Source organism: Orbaceae bacterium lpD04, assembly GCA_036251935.1.
In the GTDB taxonomy this organism is placed as follows: Bacteria; Pseudomonadota; Gammaproteobacteria; order Enterobacterales; family Orbaceae; genus Orbus; species Orbus wheelerorum.
Genome location: CP133967.1, coordinates 201,563 through 219,645 on the forward strand (window position 1 = coordinate 201,563; position 18,083 = coordinate 219,645).

13 protein-coding genes and 2 tRNA genes are annotated in these 18,083 nt (G+C 36.4%); 7 read left to right on the plus strand and 8 right to left on the minus strand.

The features are described 5' to 3' along the window. Nucleotides 1-63 precede the first annotated feature (63 nt). Together RHO14_00920 and RHO14_00925 are read left to right on the plus strand one after the other, a co-directional pair. Nucleotides 64-1,293: a nucleoside permease gene (locus RHO14_00920; protein WVD71380.1), complete on the plus strand. Its 1,230-nt coding sequence runs from the start codon at nucleotides 64-66 to the stop codon at nucleotides 1,291-1,293. 456 nt (nucleotides 1,294-1,749) lie between these two features. Beyond that, nucleotides 1,750-3,558, plus strand: a complete 1,809-nt coding sequence (locus RHO14_00925) for an SEL1-like repeat protein (protein ID WVD71381.1) — start codon at nucleotides 1,750-1,752, stop codon at nucleotides 3,556-3,558. A 257-nt stretch (nucleotides 3,559-3,815) separates the two neighbouring features. On the opposite strand, the gene cysG is transcribed toward RHO14_00925, so the two are convergent. From cysG to nirB, 3 genes are all read right to left on the minus strand, one after another. Then, the gene (gene cysG, locus RHO14_00930) at nucleotides 3,816-5,192 is read right to left on the minus strand and encodes a siroheme synthase CysG (protein WVD71382.1); all 1,377 of its coding nucleotides are present in this window, start codon (nucleotides 5,190-5,192) and stop codon (nucleotides 3,816-3,818) included. A 157-nt stretch (nucleotides 5,193-5,349) separates the two neighbouring features. Beyond that, a complete protein-coding gene (gene nirD / locus RHO14_00935; GenBank protein ID WVD71383.1) occupies nucleotides 5,350-5,682 on the minus strand; it encodes a nitrite reductase small subunit NirD in 333 nt (110 codons plus the stop codon). An 11-nt stretch (nucleotides 5,683-5,693) separates the two neighbouring features. Then, the gene (gene nirB / locus RHO14_00940; GenBank protein WVD71384.1) at nucleotides 5,694-8,207 is read right to left on the minus strand and encodes a nitrite reductase large subunit NirB; all 2,514 of its coding nucleotides are present in this window, start codon (nucleotides 8,205-8,207) and stop codon (nucleotides 5,694-5,696) included. A gap of 432 nt (nucleotides 8,208-8,639) precedes the next feature. Between nirB and pgi the strand changes: the two genes are divergently transcribed. Beyond that, a complete protein-coding gene (gene pgi, locus RHO14_00945; GenBank protein ID WVD71385.1) occupies nucleotides 8,640-10,289 on the plus strand; it encodes a glucose-6-phosphate isomerase in 1,650 nt (549 codons plus the stop codon). A gap of 57 nt (nucleotides 10,290-10,346) precedes the next feature. Here pgi and crr read toward each other — a convergent pair whose 3' ends face one another. Genes crr through ptsH form a run of 3 tightly spaced genes read right to left on the minus strand, consistent with a single transcriptional unit; the run spans nucleotide 10,347 to nucleotide 12,906 of the window. Continuing rightward, nucleotides 10,347-10,850: a PTS glucose transporter subunit IIA gene (gene crr / locus RHO14_00950; GenBank protein WVD71386.1), complete on the minus strand. Its 504-nt coding sequence runs from the start codon at nucleotides 10,848-10,850 to the stop codon at nucleotides 10,347-10,349. Between the two features lie 12 nt (nucleotides 10,851-10,862). Next, the gene (gene ptsI, locus RHO14_00955) at nucleotides 10,863-12,590 is read right to left on the minus strand and encodes a phosphoenolpyruvate-protein phosphotransferase PtsI (protein WVD71387.1); all 1,728 of its coding nucleotides are present in this window, start codon (nucleotides 12,588-12,590) and stop codon (nucleotides 10,863-10,865) included. 58 nt (nucleotides 12,591-12,648) lie between these two features. Then, nucleotides 12,649-12,906: a phosphocarrier protein Hpr gene (ptsH, locus tag RHO14_00960; protein ID WVD71388.1), complete on the minus strand. Its 258-nt coding sequence runs from the start codon at nucleotides 12,904-12,906 to the stop codon at nucleotides 12,649-12,651. Nucleotides 12,907-13,231: 325 nt separating this feature from the next. Here ptsH and RHO14_00965 point away from each other — a divergent pair, with 325 nt between their 5' ends. The 4 genes from RHO14_00965 (at nucleotide 13,232) to RHO14_00980 (ending at nucleotide 15,761) form a co-directional block, all read left to right on the plus strand. After that, nucleotides 13,232-14,530: an L-serine ammonia-lyase, iron-sulfur-dependent, subunit alpha gene (locus tag RHO14_00965; GenBank protein WVD71389.1), complete on the plus strand. Its 1,299-nt coding sequence runs from the start codon at nucleotides 13,232-13,234 to the stop codon at nucleotides 14,528-14,530. 114 nt (nucleotides 14,531-14,644) lie between these two features. Next, nucleotides 14,645-14,720 (plus strand) — tRNA-His (locus RHO14_00970). A gap of 9 nt (nucleotides 14,721-14,729) precedes the next feature. Next, nucleotides 14,730-14,806: transfer RNA gene (locus tag RHO14_00975), tRNA-Pro, on the plus strand. Nucleotides 14,807-15,254: 448 nt separating this feature from the next. Further along, a complete protein-coding gene (locus tag RHO14_00980; GenBank protein WVD71390.1) occupies nucleotides 15,255-15,761 on the plus strand; it encodes a hypothetical protein in 507 nt (168 codons plus the stop codon). A 151-nt stretch (nucleotides 15,762-15,912) separates the two neighbouring features. On the opposite strand, the gene RHO14_00985 is transcribed toward RHO14_00980, so the two are convergent. Next, nucleotides 15,913-16,317: an RnfABCDGE type electron transport complex subunit B gene (locus tag RHO14_00985; GenBank protein ID WVD71391.1), complete on the minus strand. Its 405-nt coding sequence runs from the start codon at nucleotides 16,315-16,317 to the stop codon at nucleotides 15,913-15,915. Continuing rightward, a complete protein-coding gene (locus tag RHO14_00990; GenBank protein WVD71392.1) occupies nucleotides 16,317-18,029 on the minus strand; it encodes a formate--tetrahydrofolate ligase in 1,713 nt (570 codons plus the stop codon). The genes RHO14_00985 and RHO14_00990 overlap by 1 nt, the downstream gene beginning before the upstream one ends. Nucleotides 18,030-18,083: the final 54 nt, after the last annotated feature.

Below are 18,083 nucleotides of genomic sequence, written 5' to 3' on the forward strand. Positions count from 1 at the left end.
TCACGGTATCGATAAAATTTGAACTCGCTAATTAATCACTTATAACATAAAAGAACTTTTATTTTGAATATTGAAACTCGCTTAAAAATCATCTCTTTTCTACAATTTTTCATTTGGGGAACATGGCTTATAAGCCTTAGTGCTTATATGATTAAAACGTTAGGTTTTAGTAGTATTGAGGTTGGCTTAGTATATGGTAATGTTGGTATTGCTTGTCTATTTATGCCAAGCATACTTGGAATTATTGCTGATAAATGGATCCCCGCCAACTATCTTTATTTGCTCTGTCACCTAATTGGCGCAATCTCATTAGCGATAGCCGGGTTTGTTACTAACCCAACGATTATGATATTAATAATGCTTATTCATTGTTGTGCATTTATGCCTTCAATTTCATTATCTTATTCCATTATTTTTTATTTTTTAGCTAAAAACCAAAGAGATCCTGTTAGCTATTTCCCTAAAATGCGGGTCTATGGCACGGTCGGGTTAATTTCTGCAATGTGTATAATAAGCTTATTAAAACTTGAATTAAGCCATATCCAATTATTTATTGGCGCGGCAGTTTCACTATTGCTAGTCGTATTTATTGCTATGTTACCTTGTATTTCTATAGTGCAAAAAAATGAAAAAAAATCATGGATTTCAATGCTTGGGCTTGATGCGTTAATATTATTCAAACAATACAATATGTGCATATTTTTCTTATTTACACTCTTTTTAGGTGCTATTTTGCAGATAAATAACGCATTTATCAGCCCTTTTTTACATGATTTTAATGGGGGGAGTGACTATCAAACGAGCATTGTCGTTGCCTACCCTGGCATTTTATTATCTTTATCTCAAGTGTCAGAAATCTTTTTTATTGTCTGTATTCCTTTCTTTTTAAGACAGTATGGTATTAAAGGGGTTTTACTAATTAGCCTTTTTGCTTGGATCCTACGTTTTGGTTTTTTAGCTTATGCAGATCCATCATCATATGGGCTTATATTGTTTATTTTATCTATGCTCGCTTACGGCTGTGCATTTGATTTTTTCAATGTATCAGGTTCCATTTTTATAGAAAAATCGGTTACCGAGGATATCAGAAATAGTGCTCAAGGGCTCTTTATGATTGTTAAAGGGTTTGGTGCTTATCTAGGTGCAGTTTTGGGTGGTATTATTGTTAATATTTTTACTGAAAATAGCACCCGTGATTGGTCAACTATCTGGCTTATTTTTTCGTCATATGCAGCTGTGCTCTTTATTTTATTTCTTTTCAGTTTTAAACCTAATAAGAAAGAAGCCTTTTAACGGCTTCTTTTGTTGTAAAAGATAATGATAAATTTATTCGCCAATTTTATTAAAAAATATCACATCAATGATTAACTCTTTTACATTTTAATTAGCAATTGTGCGGATAATTGGATTTTATTCATCTGATTAAAAATTTTTCTTTACACCTTGCGGACATTGATAAAAAAGTGAATATAACTATTAAATTAGGCGTAAAATCGATAGGTAGTAAATAGATTAGGGCTTGTTACTAAAGTAGTCTAGGAATAGAATACTATATTATTTTTATAGAAAAAATAAATTGAAGTTATGACCATTAGCCAAATTATTTGCTATTTGCTATAAGTTATAATCTTGAATCACATCGATTGGCACCTTTAATGATGTCATAGTCGTTAATTATATTTAGTCTATTAAATTGAATTTTTATAAGATGGTAAAGATTTGATTAAACATGGCATCAAAGGATCCTAGATGAAGCGAAGCCTCATTTCTCTCTTTTTTATTTTTAGTTGTAATGTGTTTGCCGCAGAGACTCAATTAAATGAGCCTGCTACCTCAACTACTCAAAAACCAGCTGATGTCGATGTTTGTCTATCTGCTTATTTAGATGGCTTAAAAAGTAGTGATTTCACTCAAGCTGTTCAGCGCTGTATCAATGTTCCTGATAGCCAAGGGAAAAATGAATATCTAGCAGGATTAATGTATTCAAATGGGCAAGGTGTTGAACGAAACTTTAATGCTGCTTTAGAATATTTTTCACGTTCAGCAGAACATAATTATGCAGATGGTCAATACTCTTTAAGTTTAATGCTATTGGATAATAAAGATAATGAAACCCTGTATAAGCAAGGATTATCGTGGTTAGAAAAAGCTGCTAATCAAAATCATATGTTAGCACAGTACTATTTGGGCGCATTATATTTTGAAGGTGATGGGGTTGAACGCGATTATAACAAGGCAAAAGCGTTATTAGAAAAATCAGCTCAGCAAAATTATGCGCCAGCGCAATATCATCTTGCTTTAATGTATGTAAATGGCGTTGGAGTAACAACTGATTTTAACAAGGGCTTGGCGTTATTAAAACAAGCAGCTGAAAATAATGATAGTAATGCACAAAACACTCTCGGTTTTATTTATGCTGAGGGGAAACAAGTTGAACCAGATTATGAATTAGCCAGAAAATGGTATGAAAAAGCAGCAGAGCAAGGACTAACTTATGCCCAAAATCAGCTAGCAAATATGTACTATAAAGGCGATAAAATTGAAAAAAATTATCAACAAGCACTCAAGTGGTATACAAAGTCTGCTGAACAAGGCGATCTTATCTCAATGGCAACAGTTGGTTATATGTATGCTAACGGCCAAGGTGCGAATCAAAATTATCCTGCTGCTTATTCATGGTATGAAAAAGCCGCTAATAACGGTTATGTTCCTGCGCAAACAGTGCTTGGTTTAATGTATCAACAAGGGCTAGGATTAGATGCACCAGATTATCAAAAATCGAGTGAATGGTACCAAAAAGCCTCAGATAAAGGTGATGCAGCGGCGCAAAATAGTTTAGGTGTTTTTTATGCTAGTGGTAAAGGTGTAGAACAAGATGCATTTAAGGCTATCTCTTTTTATGAAAAAGCTGCCGTTCAGGGATACACGCCTGCACAAAATAATTTAGGTTTAGCATATCAGACCGGGTTTGGTAGCTTAAAAGCAGATCAAGATAAAGCATTATATTGGTTTGAAAAGGCAGCAAAACAAGGATATTCAAAAGCTCAAGATAATCTAACGAGCTTAAAAGATCAGATTGCTGCACAAAAAACAGTAGAGAGCAAAAAAGTATCGACTCCCCCAAAAGGACAAGTCGCTATTGTTAGTAGCAAGGATAAAGTAAAAACTAACAACACCAATAAAGCCGTAAATAACAATGCAAGCCAATTGAGCCAAGTTAATTCTGGCGAAATGGCTATTGTTGATTTACGTATTGGCGATAATAAAAATAGTTCTCGTTTTGTAATTGAATCCTTGAAACCAATTACTTATACACTTACGCCAGATACAGATAATTCATTTACCTTAATTCTTGATAAAATGACGGCAAGCCAAGAAGTATTAACGCGCTTAAATAATCGTATAAAAAGAATGTCTGGTTCTATTTTGTCAATTAAAGCAGAACAAGAACACGATAATTTAAAACTCGTTATCAAATTAAAGAAAAACATCTCTAATCTGAAAAAGATCCAGTATAAAGATAATAATAATCTTTTAGTCCTTGATTTTATGTTTTAAGTTTAATAATTAAAATAGATTAGCTCGGCTATTTATCTTCTTGTATAAAAGCTAAATGGCAGAGTTAATTTATTAATAATACTTTTTTACGCTAAAGTACTCTCGTTAATATCATTATCAATCAAATCCATCCTATCCGTGTTTTACCGGTTATCAATAACGAACCTATGGTAATTGGAATTACCCATATAATGGTTTATTAAAATTTGATAATGACTAAGTAGTAAAATGTACTCAATATTATTGAGTACATTTTCTCACGAATTATGACTAAACCAATTGAGCTTTTCACGTAACGCAACAACAGATCCAATAATAATAATACTTGGGCTGCGGGCTTGTAATGCCATATTCGATAATTCTTGTAGTGAACCACTGATAGTTTTTTGTTTGGTCGTCGTTCCCTCTTCGATAATCGCGGCTGGTGTATTTGCCTCCATACCATGCAACATTAGCTGTTTTTGGATATTTTCGGCTTGCGATAAGCCCATATAAAAGACTAACGTTTGTTTATCCGCGGCAAGGCTTTGCCAATCAAGGTGACTACCATCTTTTAAGTGGCTGGTAATTAAGCGTACACTATGCGCATAATCACGATGAGTTAAGGGAATACCGCTATAAGCAGAGCAGCCGGATGCAGCTGTAATTCCCGGAACAACAGAAAATGGAATATCAGCATTGTAGAGTGTCTCTAGCTCCTCGCCTCCTCGACCAAAAATGAAGGGATCACCACCTTTCAATCTTACAACGCGTTTTCCTTTTTGTGCTTGCTCAAGTAACATTTGATTTATTTGTTCTTGTGGAACACAATGAAAACCTGCTCGTTTACCAACAAAGACTCTCTCAGCATCACGACGAGTTAAATTCATGACGTCATCAGAAACCAATCTATCATAAACAATAATATCGGCTTGCTGAATTTGTTGTAATCCTTTTAATGTTAATAAACCAGGATCACCTGGGCCTGCACCAACTAAGACGACCTCACCACGATCAACAACCGGTTCATTAAATAGTGATTGTGTTAATTTTTCAACCTGATCTGAATCATTATTCGCTAAAGATTGAGCTAAGCGATCATGCACAAATAATTTTTCCCAAAAACGGCGCCTTTCAGTAATCGTTTTGTACGTTGCTTTAACTTTTTTCCTCAAATAACCAGCATAGTTGGCTAATTGACCTAGATGATGAGGTAAAATAGCCTCTAGTTTTTCTCTCAATAAGCGTGCTAAGACAGGTGCTCTGCCTGCTGATGATACTGCAACGATAATGGGGGAGCGATCAATTATCGAGGGCATAATAAAACTTGCTGATTGAGGTGAGTCGACCACATTACAAAAAATATGTTGTCGCTCTGCTTCTTCGCTAATTTGCTGATTAATTTCGTTACTATCTGTTGCTGCAATAATAAGCCATTTGCCCTGTAGTAATTCTGGATTAAATTCACCGGTGGCCAGTTGAAGTTGCTTTTGTGCACCCCAGAATTGGAATTGTTCGTTAAATGTTTTCGCATTTACGGTTATTTTCGCGCCAGCTTCAAGTAAAAGTCTCGCTTTACGCTCTGCAACTTCGCCACCGCCAACTAAGAGGCAGTCACGATTTTCAAGTTTGCAAAATATGGGTAAGTAATCCATAGAGCCTCAAAAAAAAATAATATTGATCCTAATTTAGCAAACTATGGATCAATATTAAATAGATTAATTTAGGTTTAGATCCTTAACTTGATGAGTAAAAGTATCTACCATGTGTTGATAAATTATATCAATATAACTTATTCGTTTTGAAATGACTTTAGTCTGATTTTATTTGCACAATCCCATCTTCATTAACTTTTACTTCATAGTGAGCGATAGAGTATTGTTCATCTTCAAAGCAATAGCCATCTTTTAGACGAAAGCGCTGCTTTTTAAGTGGGCTTGCTACCCATAAATCATCGTCGTGTTCGGCAATAATACCACGAGATAATACACTCGCTTTAGCAAAAGGATCAATATTACTTAATGCATAAAGTTCATTGTTATTCGATGGGCGAAAGACAGCAACATGCTCGTTATTAACGCGGGCACAAACGCCCGTTGCAGGTAAAATATCATCAAGTTTACAAATTGTTATCCATTGACTCATATTCATTCTCCTTATCTTCTTTCTCGTTCTTCTGCTGTTGCAGGGCGATGCTGATCTCGTTCTGGGACAATTTGTACATTTTCATCACGTAGATCACTATTAATAAAATGTGCAAAGCGGTGTTGGTTTTCTGGATTATTGACGGTTTCTTGCCATTCACAAACTGCTAATTTACGAATACGAGCCATCTCGCTTTCTAGCTCAGCATTGATTAATAACTTATCATCAACAATAACGTTACGTAAGTATTCAATGCCGCCGTCCATGTTTTCAAGCCATACAGAGGTTCGCTGTAGCTTATCTGCTGTGCGAATATAAAACATAATGAAACGATCAATATAGGCAATGAGTTTTGCCTTATCAAGATCGGCTGCCAATAAATCAGCATGCCGTGGCTTCATTCCACCATTACCGCAAACATAAAGGTTCCAACCTTTTTCTGTTGCAATAACGCCAATATCTTTACCTTGTGCCTCTGCACATTCACGTGTACAGCCAGATACGCCTAGTTTAAATTTATGTGGTGCCCTAATTCCTTTATAGCGGTTTTCTAATTCAACGCCTAAACCAACACTATCACCTACACCATAACGGCACCATGTACTACCAACGCAAGTTTTCGCCATACGTAATGCTTTAGCATAAGCATGACCAGTTTCAAATCCTGCCTTGATTAATTCTTGCCAGATGGTTGGCAGGTCATCTTTTTGTGCACCAAAAAGGCCAATACGCTGAGAGCCCGTAATTTTAGAATACAAATTATATTTTTTAGCAATCTCACCTATCGCAATTAAACCGGCAGGGGTTATTTCGCCGCCAGCACTACGAGGAATGATAGAATAAGTACCATTTTTTTGAATATTACCGAGGAAAATATCATTAGTTTCTTGTAGTGGGACAAGATCTGGTTTGAGAACATACTCGTTCCAGCAAGACGCAAGTAAAGATCCGATGGTTGGTTTACATATTTCACAGCCATAACCGTTACCATGTTTTTTAATCACCTCGTCAAATGATTTTAATCCCTCAACACGAATTAAGTGATAAAGCTCTTGGCGTGAATACTTAAAATGACCACACAGGGCTTGGCTGACTTCAATTCCTTGTTTCGCTAGCTCTAAATTAAGAATTTGTGTGACAAGTGGAATGCAGCCACCACAGCCTGTTCCTGCTTTTGTTTCTGCTTTAATTGCGGCAATTGTATGACAACCGGCATGAATTGCATTAATGATTTTTGCTTTACTAACATCAAAGCAAGAGCAAATTTGCGCACTATCAGGAAGAGCATCAACGCCCATGGCAGGTTTTGCACCTGCATGTTCGGGAAGAATAAGCGTATCAGGATGCTCAGGTAAATCCATATTATTAAGCATCAATTGTAATAAATTACTATAATCTGATGTATCACCCACTAATACTGCGCCGAGTAATTTCTTATTATCACAAGAAACAACGAGCCTTTTATAAACCGGAATGCTTTCATCAAGGTAAACATAGCTGCGACAACCTGCTGCGCGAGCTTTAGCATCACCAATGCTGCCAACATCAACACCCATAAGTTTTAATTTAGCGCTCATATCTGCGCCTTCAAATTTCGCGTCATCGCCAGTTAGGTGTGATAATGCAACTTGAGCCATTTTATAGCCCGGAGCGACTAAACCAAAAACGCGTCCTTGCCAGCAAGCACATTCACCTATTGCATAAATATCAGGATCAGATGTTTGGCAATAATCATTAATTATTATTCCGCCGCGAGGTCCAATATCTAGTTCACAGGCTTTCGCAAGTTCATCATGAGGACGAATACCCGTTGAAAATACGATAAAATCGACTTCGAGTGAAGAGCCATCAGCAAACTGCATGAGTTTGCCTTTTGGTGTATCTGTAATTTCTTGAGTATTTTTACTGGTATGAACACCAACGCCCATCTCTTCAATTTTACGGCGTAGCTGCTCACCCCCCATGCTATCGAGTTGCTCAGCCATTAATACTGGAGCAAACTCAACGACATGCGTTTGCATACCTAAATTTTTAACTGCCCCAGCGGCTTCAAGTCCAAGTAATCCGCCACCAACGACCGCGCCGCTTTTACTACGACTTGCACATTCTTTAATTGCATCAAGATCTTCAATTGTTCTATATACAAAACAATCGACGCCGTTCGCTCCCTTAATCGGCGGCACCCAAGGATAAGATCCTGTCGCAATAATTAACTTATCATAAGTGACAATGCGCCCTGTTTGTGAATGAATTTCTTTACGCTGACGATTAATTAAAATTGCACGCTCACCGAGTAAAATATTAATATTATGTTTAGCGTATAATCCTTCACTAACAAGCGATAGCGCTTCAGCAGTATGACCAGAAAAATAAGACGAAAGGTGAACACGATCGTAGGCGACGCGTGGTTCTTCACAAAAAATCGTGATATTGAATAAGTCAGGCTGTGTTTTTTCGATTAGCTCTTCAACGAAACGATGCCCAACCATCCCATTACCAATAATAACGAGATTAGTTTTGCTCATAAATGCTCCAATTTTAATTTTTAACTTTATATTTCAAATTATTAACTGATTATATTGTATGTAACCCGGTGTAGAATATAAGTACTCTAAGGAATTACTACTTTAGGAGTAGTTGAAAAAGATATTAAAAAACAAATTATTAAATAAATAAGTTTATTTTTATCACTCTTTTATAAGCATTTTTTATTCACAATCATAAGCGATAATAGGGTAATGATAAATTATCACTGATCGTAAATACGAGTAATCAGCTATCAAATATTTTGCGCTAATATTTTTTCGTTATTATTTTGTTGTAATGTATCATTTTAGTATAAAAATTGATGTCTCCAACTATTGATGTGATTTGGATCAATAATAAATGATTAACGAGGTTGATTCTTTTGCTCAGCGTTATATTATTATTCTATCTATATAGAGGAGTTATATATTATGTTAAAAACAGTTAATCCGACTCATACCGATGCGTGGAAATCATTACAAACACATTTTGAAGATACTAAAAATACGACTATCAAATCACTTTTTGCTAGTGATCCAATGCGCGCAGAAAAATTTTCGTTAACCTTTAATGAGCAAATTTTTGTCGATTATTCAAAAAATCGTATTACTTCAGATACGCTAGATAAACTGCAGGCTTTAGCGAAAGAATGTGGTTTATCAGCGGCGATTAAATCAATGTTTAGTGGTGAAAAAATTAACCGTACTGAAGATCGCGCCGTTTTACACGTTGCATTACGTAACCTTTCTAATACCCCCATTTATGTTGATGGCAAGAATGTTATGGATGATGTTAATGCTGTACTCGCTAAAATGGAGTCTTTTAGTAAAAGGGTAATTAGCGGTGAATGGAAAGGCTATACAGGTAAAGCAATTACTGATGTTGTTAACATTGGTATTGGCGGCTCTGACTTAGGCCCATTTATGGTCACTGAAGCATTACGACCTTATAAGAATCATTTAAATATGCATTTTGTATCTAATATTGATGGTACACAAATGGTTGAAGTGTTAAAAACCGTCAATCCAGAAACTACCCTATTTTTAGTCGCGTCAAAAACATTTACTACACAAGAAACGATGACTAATGCACAAAGTGCAAGAGATTGGTTACTAAAATCTGCTAACGATGATACTGCGGTTGCAAAGCATTTTGTTGCCTTATCAACTAACACTAAAGAAGTGGCTAAATTTGGTATTGATACGGCAAATATGTTTGAATTTTGGGACTGGGTTGGTGGACGATATTCATTATGGTCAGCAATTGGTTTATCAATTGTATTATCAATCGGTTTTGATAATTTTAAACAACTATTAGCGGGTGCCCATGATATTGATAAACACTTTAGCCAAGCACCTGCAGAGCAAAATATTCCCCTTATTTTAGCGTTAATCAATGTTTGGTATAATAATTTCTATGGCGCAGAAACTGAAACGATCCTTCCTTATGATCAATATATGCACCGCTTTGCTGCTTATTTTCAGCAAGGTAATATGGAGTCTAATGGGAAATATATTGATCGTAACGGTGATAGAGTTACCTACTCGACAGGCCCTGTAATTTGGGGTGAACCTGGCACTAATGGGCAACATGCTTTTTATCAATTGATCCATCAAGGGACTAAATTAATTCCATGTGATTTTATTGCACCAGCAATTAGCCATAATCCATTAGGCGATCACCACGAAAAACTATTGTCTAACTTTTTTGCTCAAACACAAGCGCTTGCTTTTGGTAAAACTAAAGAGGAAGTTGAGCAAGAATTTATATCTGCCGGTAAAAAACTTGAAGATATTACTGAGATTGTGCCATTTAAAGTATTTGAAGGTAATCGGCCAACAAACTCGATCTTAATTAAAGAAATGACGCCTTATACTCTTGGGGCCCTAATTGCTATTTATGAGCATAAGATCTTTACTCAAGGTGTGATTTGGAATATTTTCAGCTTTGATCAGTGGGGTGTTGAGTTAGGTAAACAATTAGCGGGTCGTATTTTACCAGAGCTAGAAAATAATGAAGATATTACATCGCATGATAGTTCGACGAATGGTTTAATTAATCTTTATAAATCATGGCGTTAAGTCGTAAATAAAAATAAAACCGCCAATTGGCGGTTTTTTTTATTCAATAAAATAGACTTATTTTTTTACTTTCATAATCGGAGTTTTTCCTTCTTCAACAGGACCAGAAAGTTTAATCAGTTCATGAATGCTATCCATATTAGAAATCACAACAGGCGTTAGAATAGATTTTGCTTTACCCTCAAGGAAAGCTAAATCAAATTCAATAATTGGATCACCTGCTTTAACTTGTTGTCCTTCTTCAGCAATGCGCTTAAAGCCTTCGCCTTTTAGTTCAACTGTATCGATCCCAAAATGAACAAACAATTCAATCCCGTCATCTGACTCGATTGCAAAAGCATGATTTGTTTCGAAAATTTTACCAATTTTACCAGATAATGGTGCAACAATTTTATTACCCGTTGGCTTAATTGCAACCCCATCACCAACTATTTTCTCTGCGAAAACTACGTCGGGTACATCTTCGATTTTAACGATATCACCAGATATTGGCGCTAAAATTTCAATATAATTCTGATCATCATCAGAAACAAACTGTTTTAATTTATCGAATAAGCCCATAGTTATCTCCTGCTAGCAAGCTTGCTTTTCAGCTGTAAATTTTTCGAGCAAATCACTAATTTCTTTTGCCGTCGCTTTTTGTAAAGCTTCGTTTGCTAATGCTTGTGCTTCGCTGAAATTAGTGTTGCGAATAATTTTTTTAATTTTTGGAATTGAGATTGCGCTCATACTAAACTCATCAAGTCCCATACCGAGTAATAATACCGTCGCTTTCTCATCACCGCCTAATTCACCACACATTCCAGTCCACTTACCTGCTGCATGTGATGCATCAATAACACTTTTAATTAATGTAAGTACTGATGGTGACATCGGATTATAAAGATGTGAAATTAACTCATTACCACGGTCAACGGCCAACGTGTACTGGGTCAAATCATTCGTACCGATACTTAAAAAGTCCACTTCTTTTGCTAAATGATGAGCAATAACAGCTGCTGCTGGCGTTTCAACCATAACACCCACTTCAATTTGTTCATCGAATTTTTTACTTTCAGCGCGCAGTTGCTCTTTAAGAATGTTAAGCTCTGATTTTAGCATTCTTACTTCTTCAATCGAGATAATCATCGGGAACATAATACGTAACTTACCAAACGCAGATGCACGTAAAATAGCACGTAACTGAGCATGTAAAATATCTTTTTTATCCATACCAATACGGATTGCACGCCAGCCTAAAAATGGATTTTCTTCTTTTGGTAAGTGCATATAAGGAACATCTTTATCGCCGCCAATATCCATGGTACGAACAATAACGGGTAGTCCATTTGCCGCTTCAGCCACTTCTTTATAGGCTTTAAATTGTTCATCTTCATTAGGATACGCATCACGATCCATAAATAAGAATTCAGTGCGGTAAAGCCCAACACCTTCGTAACCATTGCGATCAGCACCAGCAATATCACGCACAGTACCAATGTTAGCGCATACTTCAACTTGATGTCCATCTAAAGTGATTGCTGGTAAATCTTTCAATTTAGCTAGCTCTTCTTTATCTGAGATATATTGTTTTTGAACTTGTTTAAGTTTTTCAGTCGTTTTATCATCTGGATTAATATAAATTTTATTATTAATCGCATCTAAGATGATATTGTCACCTTGTTTAATCGTTTTAGTTGCGTTAGATGTACCAACAATTGCAGGAACTTCTAAAGAGCGAGCCATGATTGAAGTGTGTGACGTACGGCCACCAAGATCAGTAATAAAACCAAGGACCATATCAAGATTTAACTGCGCTGTTTCTGATGGTGTTAGATCTTTTGCAACAAGAACGCAAGGTTCATAGATAGCACTTAAATCAACGATTTCCAAGCCTAGTACATTTTTTAATAAACGTTTACCAATATCACGGATATCCGCGGCACGTTCTTTTAGATATTCATCATCAAGACCTTCTAACTCTTTGGCTTGCGCTTCAAATACAGAGTGGACGGCTGAATCAGCAGATGAATGCTTAGTTTTAATACGGTTAATTACTTCACTTTCTAAGTCTTCATCTTCTAATAGCATGATATGACCTTCAAAGATTGCGGCTTTATCTTCACCTAAAGTGGTTTTTGCACGCTCCATAATTGTATTTAATTGTTCGCTTGATTTTTGACGAGCATCTTTAAAGCGAGCAATCTCTGCATCAATTTTATTATCTGCAATTGGTCTAGTATTTAGAACAATTTCATCTTCTTTAAGTAATAAGGCCTTTGCAAATGCAATACCTGGCGAAACGAGTATACCTGAAACCATAATTATTAATCCTTATCTGATGGTATGACAGAAACCTAATATTTTTAATTCGGTGGGGTTATTCAAGTTCTGGAATAAGCTTAACTAAATGCTCTACCGACTCTTGCTCATCTTCACCATCTGCGGAGATAGTGATAACAGTTCCTTGCGTTAAGCCAAGGGTTTGTAGTTTGAATAGGCTTTTTGCGCTGGCACTTTTGCCATTAGATGTGACGGTAATTTCTGAATTAAATGCTTTTGCTTCCTTTACAAATTGAGCTGCTGGCCGCGTATGTAGGCCATTTGGCGCAGTGATTGTAACGTCTTGCTTATACATATTAATTTACCTCTAAAAATTATTATTATTAATATATTCAATATAAATAAAATTGGACAAAAAAACCAGTGTGTTTTCATACCAATCTAGAAATCAGTTATTGCCTAATAGCCTGCTATTATGGCGAGGAAATCAAATCGAAACAAGTCCAATTATTAACTCTTTGTATAATATTGAATAAATTTTTTCTATTATTGTTAATGTGTTTTAAAAAAAACGATTATAAAATAGCTACCATATATTGTTGAAATGATATCTTTTAATTATAAAATAAGACGTTATATTGTCATGTTGGATTGTTAAATGAGTATATAAGAGAGGCATAGTGGAGAGCGTAGAGGTAATTTGGCACGAATTGATTGAGGTTTTAAAACGTCAAGTTTTACCAGCAACAGGCTGTACTGAACCTATTTCTTTGGCTTTTGCAAGTGCGGTTGCCGCAAAATACTTAACCAAGAATAACATTGAACGCATTGAGGCTAAAGTTTCTCCTAACTTAATGAAAAATGGCATGGGTGTAACAGTGCCAAGTACCGGCATGGTTGGCTTGTCAATTGCAGCCGCAGTTGGGGTTATCGGCGGTGATGCTGATGCAGGGCTTGATGTATTACAAAAAATAACAGCGGCAGATGTAGTTAGGGCTAAAGAGCTTTTACAGCAAAACTGCGTTAGTGTTTCAATATTGCCAACAGATAAACCACTGTATTGTGAAGTTAAGATTTATTCACAAGGCGACAGTGCAAGGGTATGCATTGAAGATCACCATACTAATATTATCTTAATTGAGCATAATAATGAGGTTGTTTTCCAAAAGAGTAATAGCCAAAGTGATATTAACCATTCAGTTAATATAATGGAACAAGTATCAATTAAAGTTATTTATGATTTTGTTAGTAAAATTGATTTTGATGACATTAAATTTATCCTTAAAGCGGCTGAATTAAATGATGCGTTATCTAAAGAAGGGCTTGCACAAACTTATGGACTAAGTATCGCCCATATTTTACGTAAGCAAGTAAGCCGTGGATTACTATCTGACGATTTATTGACAAAAATAATGATTAGAACAACAGCTGCTTCTGACGCTAGAATGGGTGGTGCTGCATTACCCGCAATGAGTAATTCTGGCTCAGGTAATCAAGGCATTGCAGCTACAATGCCGGTGGTTGTTATTGCCGATTATATTGATGCTGATGATGATTTTTTAGCAAGAGCGCTTGTCTTATCACACACTATTGCAATTTATATCCATAGCAAGTTTCCACCTTTATCTGCGCTTTGCGCGGCATCAACCGCCTCAATGGGAGCGGCTGCGGGTATGGTATATTTGCTTGATAAAGGTAACTTTGATGCGGTAAATATGGCTATTTGTAATATGGTTGGGGATTTGACGGGTATTATTTGTGATGGTGCATCAAATAGCTGTGCGTTAAAAGTATCAACTTCTGCTTCCTCTGCATTTAAATCAGTACTAATGGCGTTAGATGATGTGCGTGTAACTGGAAATGAAGGGATTGTATGCGACTGCGTTGAGTCATCGATTAATAATTTATGTGCGCTTGCGAGTAACAGTATGAGACAAACTGATGCACAAATTATTGAAATAATGGCGAGCAAACCATAAAAAAATGACTAATAAGTGACAAAGTGTTGCTTATATAAACAAATAAGCTAAGATTTTTAAAAATCTACTAGACAAAATATTTAGAAATGCGTAAGATTGCGTCCTGCTTATATGGTGGCTATAGCTCAGTTGGTAGAGCCCTGGATTGTGATTCCAGTTGTCGTGGGTTCGAATCCCATTAGCCACCCCATTAAGCTTACGGCGAGTAGCGCAGCTTGGTAGCGCAACTGGTTTGGGACCAGTGGGTCGGAGGTTCGAATCCTCTCTCGCCGACCAATTTTGAAAACCTGCTTTTTAGCAGGTTTTTTTTCGTCTAAAGTTTATGAGGTTCGAACCTCCGCAGGAGGTCGACAAATCTGTCAGGAACAGATTTGCATATCGTAAAACGATACCTGTAAGGCGAGTATCATGGATGATACGATTGAATTCTCTCTCGCCGACCACTAATTTATCGGGAATAAATTTGAACGTTGCTATTGCAATGGCTCGAAGGGTAAACGATAGGACATCGTTTATAATTTTGAAAACCTGCTTTTTAGTAGGTTTTTTTACGCCTAAAGTTTATGAGGTTCGAATTTTATAAGTCTGTGAGTTGCAAGAGATGCTAAATAGTCTTTTCTCGCTAGTGATTGTCAATGCTAAATAATTTCTGCTGCTTTTTTTCAAAACTAATGTTATATCTATTTTAAAAAGAGTAATAATTAAGCTTAAGGATAATACCGATATGCTCAATAATGACTTGCAAATCATAGGATATAAAACATTAAATAAAACGTTAATCGGTTGCTCGATTGACTTAACCATAGATAAAAATCATCCTGATTTGTTGAGTACACAAAATAGGCACGATATCTATATGCTATGGCAAAGCTTTATGACCGCTCAATACCCCAAAATAGCGCCTTATTTAATTGATGAAAATATCATTTCAATCAATGAGTATATTACCGCTAGTGTGATAAGAAAGTGGGCTGCGGTAGAAATAGTTAATAAATCGGCCTATCTTAGTGAACCGCTTAATCTCCTTGAGATTCAAGGTGATTATTATGGTTTTATTCATACAGGTTTAGCTAAGCAATTTAATCAATCCTTTTCTGCCGCTATTAACTATTTAGTGCATAAAAATATTACCATAGATAAATACCGACCTAGATTAGACATCATGCACAAAAGCTATTCGCCTGATAATTCGTTAGCGGAAGAGGCGTTTTGGATCCCAATTCAATCATAAAAGTATTGTAAAATAGATGAACAAAAAAGAAAAATTTAAGTCACTTTTAATCTTATAATAAAAGGCTCATCTGAGCCCTTTACCCAAAAAATTTTTCGAATTTATTTCACTATAATCATATCTTACAACAAAAAAATAACGAAAATAACAGCTATTTATTTGCCAAATTCTTCCTTGCTTGGGCGCGCGCAATCATGTCTGCGATCTGTTGTTTTCGCTCGTCTGGCGCAGGTGGTTCTGGGGTATACATCATTACCGAACTATTTGCACTATTAATTGTTGTTGGCGCTACTTTAGCTGCTGATAAGCGTTGCTGCTTTTTAAGCTTTAATTTTTGCTCAAGTGCAAGGCTCATCGGTTTATATGGCGTTTTTAGGCTAATACAATCAGTTGGACAGGCATTAATACACTCCTCACAAGATGTGCATAACTGTGGAATAATAGTATGTAAATAGTGTTTACTGCCAACGATTGCATCCGTTGGGCAAACACGAATGCATTTGCCGCAACCGATACAGTTGTTTTCATCAATAAAGGCTGTCAATATTTGTGTCATTAGCTTAAACCAATAATATTACCCTGCTCATCAATATCAATATGGCGATAAGCTGGGTTTGTTCCAAGTCCTGGCATGGTCATAATATTGCCAGCATAAACTCGAATAAACCCAGCACCAGCAGATAGAGCAAGGTGACTAATATCAATATCAAAATTAGTCGGGACGTTTTTAAGGTTTGGATTAGCACTGATCGACATTGGCGTTTTGGCGATACAAAGTGGCAAATGATCCAGTTTTAGTTTTTCGATATCATTAATATCATTTAATGCTTGCGGTGATAGGTTGGCCCTATTGGCGCCATATTTTTTCGCCATGCATTGAATTTTATCGATTAATTTGTCGCTATCTTGGTAAGGCAACTTAACTTTACTCGTTTGTTCACAAGCATTGACAATATGATGTGACAATTCTTCAGCGCCTTTGCCGCCTTTGGTAAATACTTCGCTAACTTCACAGGCAAACGCGCCATGATTTAGGGCATATTGCTGTAAAAAAGCCAATTCTTCATCACTATCATGAGGAAAACGGTTAATTGCAACAATAACAGGCATTCCGTAGCTTTTCGCATTATTAATATGCCAAGCAAGGTTAGCTGCGCCAAGCTCGAGTAATTCAACATTTGATTCTGAAATTTCTTTTGGGATTGGCTGGCCAGGTTTAATGTTATATTTACCGCTATTTGATTTTAAACTTCTAACGGTTGCAACGAGCACCACGCATGATGGCGCGATCCCTGATTGGCGATATTTAATATTAAAGAATTTTTCCATGCCCATATCTGAACCAAAACCAGCTTCCGTTATAACGTAGTCGGCTAATGGTAGAGCAACGCGATCGGCAATGACCGATGAATTACCATGAGCAATATTGGCAAAAGGGCCTGCATGGATCAGTACTGGCGTATTTTCAACGGTTTGCATTAAATTAGGATTAATGGCATTTTTTAATAATACGGTTATTGCACCTGCAACTTCTAAATCTTCAGCGGTTATCACATCACCATCAGTATTATAAGCGAGAATAATTTTACCAACGCGCTGGCGCATATCTTGTAGGTCATTTGCCAAGGCCAGTATTGCCATCAATTCTGATGCGGCAGTAATTTCAAAACCATCTTTGCGCTCAACACCATTAAGCCCACCACCAACACCAACAGTAATATTTTTTAATGCACGATCATTATGATCAATTACCCGTTTCCAGATAATTCTATTTTTGTCGATATTTAAACGCTCAAGGCCTGTTTGTGCGGTAAATTCCTCACCAAGGCGCTCTTCATGATATAACCTTGCATCAAGCGCTGCTGAGGCTAAATCATGAGCCGCAGTAATTGCATGAATATCACCGGTTAGGTGTAGGTTTAAGGTTTCCATTGGTAAGACTTCAGCTTGACCACCACCAGCTGCGCCGCCTTTTACACCAAAAACGGGACCAAGGCTTGGCTGCCTAATGCAGGCAATCGCTTTTTTACCAATATAATTGAGCCCTTCGCTTAATCCAATGGTATTAACCGTTTTACCCTCACCTAATGGTGTCGGTGTAATGGCGGTTACGAGTACTAACTTTCCTTTAGGTTTGTTTTTATTCGCGTCAATCAGCGATAAATCAACTTTAGCAACGTATTTACCGTGAGGAATTAAATATTCATTCTCGATACCACACTTTAGAGCAATTTCATGAATAGGAAGTAACTTAGCCGAGCCTGCCATAACGATTATCCCTTAAATTAAGATGTGTTAATGTTATATAGTATAATGAAATTG

Excerpts from the sequence above, each read along its gene's own strand:
- RHO14_00925 (WVD71381.1), top strand. The coding sequence starts at position 1,750 with ATGAAGCGAAGCCTCATTTCTCTCTTTTTTATTTTTAGTTGTAATGTG.
- cysG (WVD71382.1), bottom strand. The coding sequence starts at position 5,192 with ATGGATTACTTACCCATATTTTGCAAACTTGAAAATCGTGACTGCCTC.
- nirD (WVD71383.1), bottom strand. The coding sequence starts at position 5,682 with ATGAGTCAATGGATAACAATTTGTAAACTTGATGATATTTTACCTGCA.
- nirB (WVD71384.1), bottom strand. The coding sequence starts at position 8,207 with ATGAGCAAAACTAATCTCGTTATTATTGGTAATGGGATGGTTGGGCAT.
- pgi (WVD71385.1), top strand. The coding sequence starts at position 8,640 with ATGTTAAAAACAGTTAATCCGACTCATACCGATGCGTGGAAATCATTA.
- crr (WVD71386.1), bottom strand. The coding sequence starts at position 10,850 with ATGGGCTTATTCGATAAATTAAAACAGTTTGTTTCTGATGATGATCAG.
- ptsI (WVD71387.1), bottom strand. The coding sequence starts at position 12,590 with ATGGTTTCAGGTATACTCGTTTCGCCAGGTATTGCATTTGCAAAGGCC.
- ptsH (WVD71388.1), bottom strand. The coding sequence starts at position 12,906 with ATGTATAAGCAAGACGTTACAATCACTGCGCCAAATGGCCTACATACG.
- RHO14_00980 (WVD71390.1), top strand. The coding sequence starts at position 15,255 with ATGCTCAATAATGACTTGCAAATCATAGGATATAAAACATTAAATAAA.
- RHO14_00985 (WVD71391.1), bottom strand. The coding sequence starts at position 16,317 with ATGACACAAATATTGACAGCCTTTATTGATGAAAACAACTGTATCGGT.
- RHO14_00990 (WVD71392.1), bottom strand. The coding sequence starts at position 18,029 with ATGGCAGGCTCGGCTAAGTTACTTCCTATTCATGAAATTGCTCTAAAG.